The organism is Kitasatospora putterlickiae (assembly GCF_039527695.1).
Taxonomy (GTDB): Bacteria; Actinomycetota; Actinomycetes; order Streptomycetales; family Streptomycetaceae; genus Kitasatospora; species Kitasatospora putterlickiae.
On record NZ_BAAAKJ010000323.1, the window covers coordinates 927 to 10,301 of the forward strand.

7 protein-coding genes are annotated in these 9,375 nt (G+C 75.4%); 4 read left to right on the forward strand and 3 right to left on the reverse strand.

Features of this window, described 5'->3' with window-relative positions:
• Window positions 1–171: 171 nt before the first annotated feature.
• The gene (locus tag ABD308_RS30535; protein ID WP_344342109.1) at window positions 172–1,155 is read left to right on the forward strand and encodes a transcriptional regulator; all 984 of its coding nucleotides are present in this window, start codon (window positions 172–174) and stop codon (window positions 1,153–1,155) included.
• Window positions 1,156–1,179: 24 nt separating this feature from the next.
• Here ABD308_RS30535 and ABD308_RS30540 read toward each other — a convergent pair whose 3' ends face one another.
• The 3 genes from ABD308_RS30540 to ABD308_RS30550 all read right to left on the reverse strand — a co-directional run bounded on the left by ABD308_RS30540 (window position 1,180) and on the right by ABD308_RS30550 (window position 5,362).
• Window positions 1,180–1,542 (reverse strand): DUF952 domain-containing protein, encoded by a 363-nt coding sequence (locus tag ABD308_RS30540; protein WP_344342112.1) that lies wholly within the window; start codon window positions 1,540–1,542, stop codon window positions 1,180–1,182.
• Between the two features lie 76 nt (window positions 1,543–1,618).
• A complete protein-coding gene (locus ABD308_RS30545; protein WP_344342115.1) occupies window positions 1,619–3,214 on the reverse strand; it encodes a mucoidy inhibitor MuiA family protein in 1,596 nt (531 codons plus the stop codon).
• A gap of 3 nt (window positions 3,215–3,217) precedes the next feature.
• Window positions 3,218–5,362 carry a DUF4139 domain-containing protein gene (locus ABD308_RS30550; RefSeq protein WP_344342118.1) on the reverse strand — a complete coding sequence of 715 codons (2,145 nt, stop codon included), beginning with the start codon at window positions 5,360–5,362 and terminating at the stop codon, window positions 3,218–3,220.
• A 370-nt stretch (window positions 5,363–5,732) separates the two neighbouring features.
• Between ABD308_RS30550 and ABD308_RS30555 the strand changes: the two genes are divergently transcribed.
• From ABD308_RS30555 to der, 3 genes are all read left to right on the forward strand, one after another.
• Window positions 5,733–6,818 (forward strand): prephenate dehydrogenase, encoded by a 1,086-nt coding sequence (locus ABD308_RS30555; RefSeq protein WP_344342125.1) that lies wholly within the window; start codon window positions 5,733–5,735, stop codon window positions 6,816–6,818.
• Window positions 6,819–6,942: 124 nt separating this feature from the next.
• A complete protein-coding gene (gene cmk / locus ABD308_RS30560) occupies window positions 6,943–7,662 on the forward strand; it encodes a (d)CMP kinase (protein WP_344342131.1) in 720 nt (239 codons plus the stop codon).
• 171 nt (window positions 7,663–7,833) lie between these two features.
• Window positions 7,834–9,288 carry a ribosome biogenesis GTPase Der gene (gene der, locus ABD308_RS30565; RefSeq protein ID WP_344342139.1) on the forward strand — a complete coding sequence of 485 codons (1,455 nt, stop codon included), beginning with the start codon at window positions 7,834–7,836 and terminating at the stop codon, window positions 9,286–9,288.
• The last annotated feature ends 87 nt before the right edge of the window (window positions 9,289–9,375 follow it).

A 9,375-nucleotide genomic window follows, 5' to 3' on the forward strand; every position in this document is an offset into this window, starting at 1 on the left:
GCGCCCCCCCTCCGTCGTTCGGCGGGTCCTGCTGTGAGGCGGGCCGCATCGGCGTTGATCGTCTTGTCAGCCCGATGATCCGTGGCCGAGGATTGCCACCTGCCAACGACCCGCCGGGTGGCGGGACCGCGCCACCCGGCGCGGGGCGCGAGGCGAACGGGGAGCGACGCCGTGTCCGATGCACCACTCAGCGCTCTGGGACTGGCCGGACCGGACGGCCGGGTCTACGCGGCGCTGGTGGCCAACCCGCAGTCGACGGCCGAGGACCTCGCCGTGCTCTGCGACCTGACCCTCCAGCAGAGCGCGCGGGCCCTGGACCGGCTCTCCCAGCAGGGCATGGCCACTCGCGCCCCGGTGGACCGGCAGCGGTTCCTGCCGGTCGCCCCGGACGTCGCCATCGGCACCCTGATCGGCCACCGGGAATCCGAACTGCGGCACGCCAGGGCCGAGATGCACCGGCTGATGGACGCCTTCAGGGAGGCCTCCCGCTACACCGACCCGGCCCACTCGGTCGAGGTGCTGACCGGCGGCGAGGCGATCGCCCAGCGGCTGGAGCACATCACCGGCACCAGCCAGTACCAGATCCGCGGCTTCGACTGCCCGCCGTACATCCAGGACCCGGTGGCCAACATCCCGCTGCAGCGGCAGCGGCTCACGGAGGGCGTGCGGTTCCGGACCATCTACGACCGGGAGGCGGTGGCCTGGCCGGGCCGGCTGGAGAAGAACATCCTGGCCGGGGTCGCCGACGGTGAGGAGGCCCGGGTCCGCCCGGTGCTCCCGATGAAGATGGTCATGTCGGACGACCGGATGGCGATCATCCCGATCAGCGTCGGCGACAGCGTCCTCGACGCCGCCTACGTCATCCACCCCTCGGCGCTGCTCCAGGCGCTGGACACCCTGTTCGAGGCCGAGTGGGAGCGCGCCGTCCAGCTCCAGGCCGCGATCGGCGCGGGCGACGGGGCGCTGGAGCCGGAGGCCGACCACCGCAAGCTGCTCGGGCTGCTGGCGGCCGGCCTCACCGACGAGTCGATCGCCCGCTCGCTCGGCTGGAGCGCCCGGACCACCCAGCGCCGGCTCCAGTCGCTGATGCGCGAGCTGGGCGCCACCACCCGCTTCCAGGCCGGGATGGCGGCCCGGGAGCGGGGCTGGCTGTAGCGCGCCCGTCCCGGACGCGGGGCGTCAGCTCCACGGGGAGAGCGACGCCCAGCGCCCGTCCGGACCGCGCTCGACCTTCTCCAGACCGACCACCGCCGTGCGGTTCAGCCGCCCGTAGACGTGCGGGAACAGCACACCGGGGGTGGCCCCGGGCGGCGGTGCGCCGTGCGGGGCCTCCCACTTGACCATCGGTTCCACCAGCGACTCCTCGATCAGCAGCACCATCAGCGGTTCGCGGGCGTCGGCGAAGAAGGCGTTGGCCACGGCGAGCGCGGTCCGCTCGTCGGCCGAGCAGTGGATGAACCCGTCGGTGAGCAGCGAGGCGGTCGCGTACGGCCGGCCCGGATCGGCCAGCCAGTCGTCCAGGGGGGCGAGGTGCAGGATCATGCTCCTGTTGTACCCGCTCCGGCCGGGCCCAGCGGTCCGCGCCGCCCGGGCCCGGCCCGCCTTTAGGGCCTGTCCCTCAGAAGCCCGCCACCTTCCCGGAGGCGGAGACCTCGTACACCAGGGTGAGCGTGCGGCGGGCGCCCGGGCCGAGCGGGACGTCCCAGCGGACCACGCCCTCCGCGTCGAAGGCGTCCGGCGCCGGCGAGCACTCCTCCTTGCGCAGCCGCACCTCCACCGCCGACACCTCGGAGACCGGCACCCGCTCGCGCACCGCGACCACCTGCTCGTCCCGCTCCTCCGGACCGGAGAACCTCGACAGGTGCAGCCGCACCGTGCGGGTGGTCACCGAACGCTGGCTCAGCCCGGCCGTGGAGCGGCGCTCGTCGGTCTCGCGCACCACCCGGTAGCCGTCCGAACTGCCGAAGGACAGCTCCGCGTCGGCGCCCGGTGCCGTGAACGGCAGCCGCCCGCGCCCGGTGAAGCCGCTGCCGCGGACCAGTTCGACCGGCCCGGCGAGCAGCGGGTGCCCGGCCGTGTTGCGGAACCGGACCACCTGGGTGACCAGCGGCGACAGCTCCGGCGCGCAGGCGTACTCGCTGTGCGCGGCGCCCTCGAAGGAGCCCAGCGGCACCCGGTGCGCCCGCCCGTCGGAGGGCACGGTGGCCGGCGCCGGGGCGCTCAGCACCCGCACCTCGCCGCCGTCGTCCACGCCCGGCAGCACACCGTCCGCGCCCGGCCGGAGCTCGGAGATCGTCTCCTCGCGCAGCTCCACCTCGACGGTGCGCCGTTCCTCGGCGGTGCGCTCGCGCAGCGTCAGCACGTCCTCGGCGAGCGCCGGCGGCTCGGTGGCGAGGGCGGAGCGGGCGGTGGAGAAGGTCAGCCGGGCGCCGGTCCACGCCTCGCCGGTGCGCTGCCAGACCACCGCCTCGGACTCCAGCCGCAGCACGCCCTCGGCCAGGGTGGCCCGGTAGGACGGCCGCCACAGCGCGCACGGCACCAGGTGGCTCACGGTCAGCCGGGCGGGCCCGGCCTCCCCGGCCTCGACGGTCAGCTCGACGTGGGCGAGCAGTTCGGCTGGCTCCTCCTCGGCCTCGTCGACGGCGGTGAGCGCCGCCAGGCGCTCCTTCTCCAGCTCGCGCAGCCGGGCGCGGGTGGCACGCAGCTCCTCGGCGGACCGCTCGCGCTCGGCGTCCACCCGGTTCAGCTCGCGGTGCCAGCGGGTGCGCTCGACCTCGCCGACGCCGGCGCCCTCGCCGACCTCGCGCAGCAGGTCGGCGGAGAGCTGGGCGAGCAGTGCCAGCCGGGCCTCCAGCCGGTCGGCGAGCTGCTCCCCGGAGCGGCGGCGCTCGTCCAGCGCGTGCAGGCGGTGGCGCAGCGCGGAGTCCTCCGGGCCGGGCGGCAGCGGGGCGCGGGGCGTCCAGACCCGGGTGATCCGGGCGTCCAGGACCCGCACGCCCGGGGTGTCCGACTCGGCGCGCAGGCTGCGGTCGACGGCGAGCGCGGTGAGCGGGCCCAGCCGCAGCCGCTGGACGCCGGCGGACAGCTCCGCGGTGGCGGTGCGCTCGACCTGGGCGCGGTCCTCCAGGCAGGTGACGGCGGTGACCGGCAGCGGTGTCGCGGGACGCGCGGCGCCGGGGAGCGGGGTGGTGTCGGGGAGGGGGGCGGTGCTCATCGTTCAGTTCCTCCGGTTTCCGCCGACGATGGCCTTTCCGGCCGGGATTCTGATCTGGTAGCCGCCGTCCAGTTCGGCCCGGCCGCCCGGTGGCAGTTCGACCCGCCGGAGCCGGGTGCTGGGCGGGCACTCGGTGGACGGTTCGTCCGGCGCGTGCCAGCCGGGGCGTTCCTCGATCCGGATGTCGGCGTCGGAGCTGACCGGCACCCGTTCGCGGACCTCGACGGTGACCGGGCGGCCGAGCCGGTTGGCCAGTTCGACGCGCACCCGGTGGTCGAGCACGGTGCTGCTGTTCAGCATGCCCGCGGTGGACTCGCGCAGCTCGGTACGGCGCGTCACCTCGACCGACTCGGCGACACCGATGCCCAGTCGGCGCACACCGCCGGGGGCGAGGGTGGGCAGGGCGGCGGTGAGCAGGAACTCGTCGTCGACGGTCACCTCGACCGGGCCGGCGAGCACGGCCCGCGCGGTCGCGTTGGTGATCACCAGCGTGGCGTAGACCCGCTCCTCGACGGCCGGCACGGTGACGTACTCGGGGCTCACGCTGACCGGGATCGCGCCGATCGTGACGGTGTGCCAGGTGGCGTCGGACGGGAGGTCGGCGGGCGCGACGGTGTCGAAGCGGTGGTCGAAGGAGCCGGCCGAGACGCGCGGTGGCACGGCGTGGTGCGGCAGCGGGAGGCGCTGCAGGCCGGTGGCGGGGTGGGTGGCGGTGCGCGGGCGGGCCTGGGGGCGCAGGGTGCCGCGCCGGTCGGCGGCGGAGTCCGGGCCGACCAGTTTCAGCGCGGGGTAGTCGAGCAGCCGCTCGTCCGGGACCGGCGGGCCGGGCGGGGGAGTGAACGGGGCGGGGGCCTCGAACCTGGCGAGGCTCTCCTCGGCCGAGAACGAGGCGCCGGGGGCGGGCGGGGGCCCGCCGTAGCCGGCGAAGGCGGGCGCCTCGTCAGCCGAACGCAGGCCGCCGGCGCGGACGCGGGCGGATCCGGGGACCTGCGGTGCGGGGGCGGCGAGCGGCGGCGGGAGCGGGACCGCGGTGACGGTCGGGCTGACCGGGGCGGCGAGCCGGGGTTCGGCGGCGGGGACGGGGCGGGCGGACCCGCCGGGTACCCGGCCGGGGTTGAACGGCGCCGGGCGGGGGCCGGCCGCGTCGTAGCCGGTGAACAGGTCGGCCAGACCGGGCGGAGGCTCGCGCCAGCCGGAGGGCGGTGGGGCGGGCTGGCTGCGGCCGATCCGCAGCGAGCGCAGTTTGGGCAGGTCGGTGCGGCGGTCGAGGTCGGCGGTGGAGAGGGCGAGGCGGACGCCGGTCCAGTCCTCGCCGGTCTGCTGGGCGACCGAGGCGCGCAGCAGGAGCCGGCCGGTGTCGGCGCCCTGACGGTAGGAGAGCCGGTAGGAGGGCACCCAGCGGGCCGCCTGGACGGTGTACTCCAGTTCGATGTCCAGCTCGGTTGGGGTGTCCTGCGAGGGGCCGGTGAGGGTCAGCAGGGCCGTCGTCGTGGTCTGGACGGTCTCGTGCCGCTCCTCGGGGGAGAGCCGGGCGACCTGGTCGCCGAGCACCCGCGTCTCGTGGTCGGCGAGTTCGATCTCGTGGGCGAGCCGTCCGGCGCGCTCGTGGAGGGCGGTGAGGCGCTCGTCGACGAACTCGGCCAGCTCCAGCCAGGCGTCGGCGGGCGTGCGGCGCAGCGGCTCGTCGCGGTGGCGGGGCGGCGGTACGGCGCGCAGCCCGGAGGTCTGGGCGATGGCGTCCTGGACCAGCCGGTGCCGCTCCCGCAGGGCCTCGGCGTGCTCCTCGGCCGCGTCCAGCCGGCGGCGGAGCCCGGGCAGTTCGGAGGGCTCGCGGAGTTCGGCGACCGCCTCCAGGCGGGCCTCGGTGACGGCGGTGCCGGCCGGGCCGGCGAGCACCCGGGCGCGCAGCGAGTGGGCGTCGAGCGTGTCGGGCAGGCCGGTCAGCCGGAGCCGTCCGTCCGGGGGCAGGACCGCCCGGGCCCGGCGGCGGCAGACCGCGCCGGCCGCGTGGACGACCACGGAGTCCAGCACCGAGGGGACGGCGGGGACCGGCCGGTGCCCGGTGCTCCCGGTACTCCCGGCGCTCCCGGTGCTCTCCGTGCCGTCGTCGTGCGGTCGATGCTGGTCGCTGCTGTGTTGATCGTTCACCCGGCCAACCCCTTCGTCGCGTACCGTCGGCGGCCCATCCTGCCGTGCGGCGGCGCCCGCGTCGCCGGTTTTCCGCGTGCGCGGCGGGCGGGCGGCGCGGCGGGCGCCCCGGTGGCGCGGCCGCGTGAGGGGGGACGGCCGGGGGCGGTGACGCGGTTGCGGCACGGGCGGCGGTGGTGATGGGGGAGGATGGGTGCCGACCTGTGCCACGCAGGCGACCGTGTGCCGTGTTCGACGCGTCCGACGTGTTCGACGCGACGCGTTCGGCCCGGTCGGCCGTGTGCCGTGTGGGTGCCCGTGTTCCGCGTAGTTCCGTTGTTGTTCCGTTGTTCCGTTGTTCCGCGTATTCCGTGAGGAGAGCCACCCCGCCATGCGCACAGCCGCCGTCGTCGGTACCGGACTCATCGGCACCTCCGCCGCGCTCGCCCTCACCGGACGGGGTCTGACCGTCCACCTGGAGGACGCCGACCCGGACGCCGCCCGCACCGCCGCCTCGCTGGGCGCCGGGACCACCGAGCCCGCCGAAGGGCCGGTGGACCTCGCGATCATCGCCGTGCCGCCGGCGCTGGTCGGCAAGGTGCTCGCCGACTGCCAGCGGCGCGGGCTGGCGCGCTGCTACACCGACGTCGCCAGCGTGAAGGCCGGCCCGCGCAGCGAGATCGCCGCGCTCGGCTGCGACACCGTCCACTACATCGGCGGCCACCCGATGGCCGGGCGGGAGCGCTCCGGCCCGCTGGCCGCCCGCGCGGACATCTTCGAGGGCCGGCCGTGGGTGCTGACCCCGACCGCCGACACCGACACCGAGACGCTGAACGCCGTCCTCGAACTGGTCGCGCTCTGCGGGTCGGTGCCGATCGTCATGGACGCCGAGGCGCACGACCGCGCGGTGGCCCTGGTCTCGCACGCCCCTCAGCTGCTCTCCTCGCTGGTCGCCGCCCGGCTGGAGAAGGCCGACGAGACCGCCATAAGGCTCTCCGGCCAGGGCGTGCGGGACGTGACCCGGATCGCCGCCTCCAACCCCGCGATGTGGGTGGACATCCTCTCCGCCAACGCCGGCGCGGTCGCCGACGTGCTGGCGGAGGTCGCCGTCGACCTCGGCGAGACGGTCACCGCGCTGCGCGCGCTGCAGGCCGAGGAGGACGCCGAGCGGCGGGGCGGCGCGGCGGGCATCGAGGCGGTCATGCGGCGCGGCAACACCGGCCAGGCCCGGATCCCCGGCAAGCACGGCGCCCCGCCCACCCGGTACGAGACGGTCGCCGTCGTCCTCGGCGACCAGCCCGGCGAGCTGGGCCGGCTGTTCGGCGAGGTCGGCGCGGCGGGCGTGAACATCGAGGACGTCGACATCGAGCACTCCACCGGGCAGCAGGTGGGCTTCGTCCAGCTGTCGGTGGCGCCGGGCGCGGTGCGGCCGCTGACGGCGACGCTGCGGGCGAGCGGATGGAGCGTGCGGGACTGACGTGGAGGGCCGGCTACCGGCGGGTTCGGGTCGGGCGGCGGTCCATTAACCTTGTGGGAGACCATCCCCGGCTTCCCCGTGCTTCGGGTAGCCATGCTCAGAGACTCAGAGAGAGGTTCGCGCCGTGGAAACTGCCGACCGAGCGCACGCCCCGGTCGTCGTCGCCATCGACGGACCCTCCGGCTCCGGCAAGTCGACCGTCTCCCGGGCGGTCGCCGCCCGGCTGGGCCTGAGCTTCCTGGACACCGGTGCCATGTACCGGGCGATGACCTGGTGGATGCTGGCCAACGAGGTCGACGTGAACGACCCGGAGGCGGTGGCCGTCGCGTGCGGCAAGCCGGTGATCGTGTCCGGCACGGACGCGGACGGCCCGACCATCACCGTCGACGGCCGGGACGTCTCCGGCCCGATCCGCGGCCCCGAGGTGACCGCGCACGTCAGCGCCGTCGCCGCGGTGCCGGCGGTGCGCGCCCGGCTGGTCGAGCTGCAGCGCGGCTGCGCCGGGGTCGCCGAGCGCGGCATCGTCGCCGAGGGCCGGGACATGGGGAGCGTGGTCTTCCCGGACGCCACCGTCAAGGTCTTCCTGACCGCCTCCGAGACGGCCCGCGCCGAGCGCCGGGCCGCCGAGCTGCGGGCCAAGGGCGTCGACGAGGCGACCATCACCGCGATGGCCGCCGACCTGGCGCGCCGGGACGCGGCGGACTCCTCGCGGGCGACCGCGCCGCTCACCCAGGCCGCGGACGCGGTCCTGGTGGACACCAGCGCGCTCACCCTGGAGCAGGTGATCGACCGGATCACCGCGCTGGTGGCGGAGCGGGCCGGGTCGGCGCTCTCGGCCGTCTGAGGACGGGCCCGTCGACTGGACGGGCCCCGGTGGTCGACCGGTGGACCGGTCGATCATCCGATGAACCGGGGTGCCGTGGTGGCACCCGAAACCATTCGCGCTGCCCCGGAGGGGCAGGTACGCACGGCACGTCCCTGGGAAGGGCCGGGCCGGGAAACGGACAGTACGAACATGACCGCAGAGCACTCCACCGCCGGGCACGGCGAGCTGGACGCCGCCGACTACGCCGAGTTCATGGCGCTCGCCGCCGAGGAGGGCTTCGACCTCGACGACCTCGATGGCCTCGGCGACGGCGGCCATGCCCCGCTGCCGGTGCTGGCCGTCGTCGGCCGCCCGAACGTCGGCAAGTCGACCCTGGTCAACCGCATCATCGGCCGTCGCGAGGCCGTCGTCGAGGACAAGCCCGGCGTCACCCGCGACCGCGTCACCTACGAGGCCACCTGGAACGGCCGCCGCTTCAAGGTCGTCGACACCGGCGGCTGGGAGATCGACGTCCTCGGCATCGACGCCATGGTCGCCGCCCAGGCCGAGCTCGGCATCGAGCAGGCCGACGCGGTGCTGTTCGTCGTCGACGCCACCGTGGGTGCCACCGACACCGACGAGGCCCTGATCAAGATCATCCGCCGGGCCGGCAAGCCGACCGTGCTCTGCGCCAACAAGGTCGACGGCCCGTCCACCGAGGCCGAGGCCGCCTACCTCTGGTCGCTCGGCCTCGGCGAGCCGTACCCCGTCTCCGCCCTGCACGGCCGGGGTTCCGGCGACCTGCTCGACGCCGTGATGGCCGCGCTGCCCGAGGCCCCGCCGCAGACCTTCGGCGACGCCGCCCCCGGCGGCCCGCGCCGCATCGCGCTGATCGGCCGGCCGAACGTCGGCAAGTCCAGCCTGCTCAACAAGGTCGCCGGCGAGGAGCGGGTGGTCGTCAACGAGCTGGCCGGCACCACCCGTGACCCGGTCGACGAGATGATCGAGCTCGGCGGCAAGACCTGGAAGTTCGTCGACACCGCCGGCATCCGCCGCCGGGTCCACCTGACCGCCGGCGCCGACTTCTACGCCTCGCTGCGCACCACCGCCGCGCTGGACAAGGCCGAGGTCGCGGTCGTCCTGGTGGACGCCAGCGAGACCCTGGCCGAGCAGGACACCCGGATCATCTCGATGGCCGTCGAGGCCGGGCGCGCCGTCGTCATCGCCTACAACAAGTGGGACCAGATCGACGAGGAGCGCCGCTACTACCTGGAGCGCGAGATCGAGCGCGACCTCGTCCAGGTGCAGTGGGCCCCCCGGGTCAATGTCTCGGCGAAGACCGGCCGGCACATGGAGAAGCTCGTTCCGGCGATCGAGACCGCGCTGGAGGGCTGGGAGACCCGCATCACCACGGCCCGGCTGAACGCCTTCCTCGGTGAGCTGGTGGCCGCCCACCCGCACCCGATCCGGGGCGGCAAGCAGCCGCGCGTCCTGTTCGGCACCCAGGCGGGCACCCGTCCGCCGCGCTTCGTGCTGTTCGCGTCCGGCTTCCTGGAGGCGGGCTACCGCCGGTTCATCGAGCGCCGGCTGCGTGAGGAGTTCGGCTTCGTCGGTACGCCGATCTCGATCTCGGTGCGGGTGCGCGAGAAGCGGAAGCGGAAGTAGTAGTCGGTAGTCGGTAGCGGGTGGGGGCGCGGAAGGGCCCCGTCGGCCGGTCTTGCTCAGGGACCGGGCGGCGGGGCCCTTCCGCCG

Excerpts from the sequence above, each read along its gene's own strand:
- ABD308_RS30540 (WP_344342112.1), bottom strand. The coding sequence starts at position 1,542 with ATGATCCTGCACCTCGCCCCCCTGGACGACTGGCTGGCCGATCCGGGC.
- der (WP_344342139.1), top strand. The coding sequence starts at position 7,834 with ATGACCGCAGAGCACTCCACCGCCGGGCACGGCGAGCTGGACGCCGCC.
- ABD308_RS30545 (WP_344342115.1), bottom strand. The coding sequence starts at position 3,214 with ATGAGCACCGCCCCCCTCCCCGACACCACCCCGCTCCCCGGCGCCGCG.
- ABD308_RS30555 (WP_344342125.1), top strand. The coding sequence starts at position 5,733 with ATGCGCACAGCCGCCGTCGTCGGTACCGGACTCATCGGCACCTCCGCC.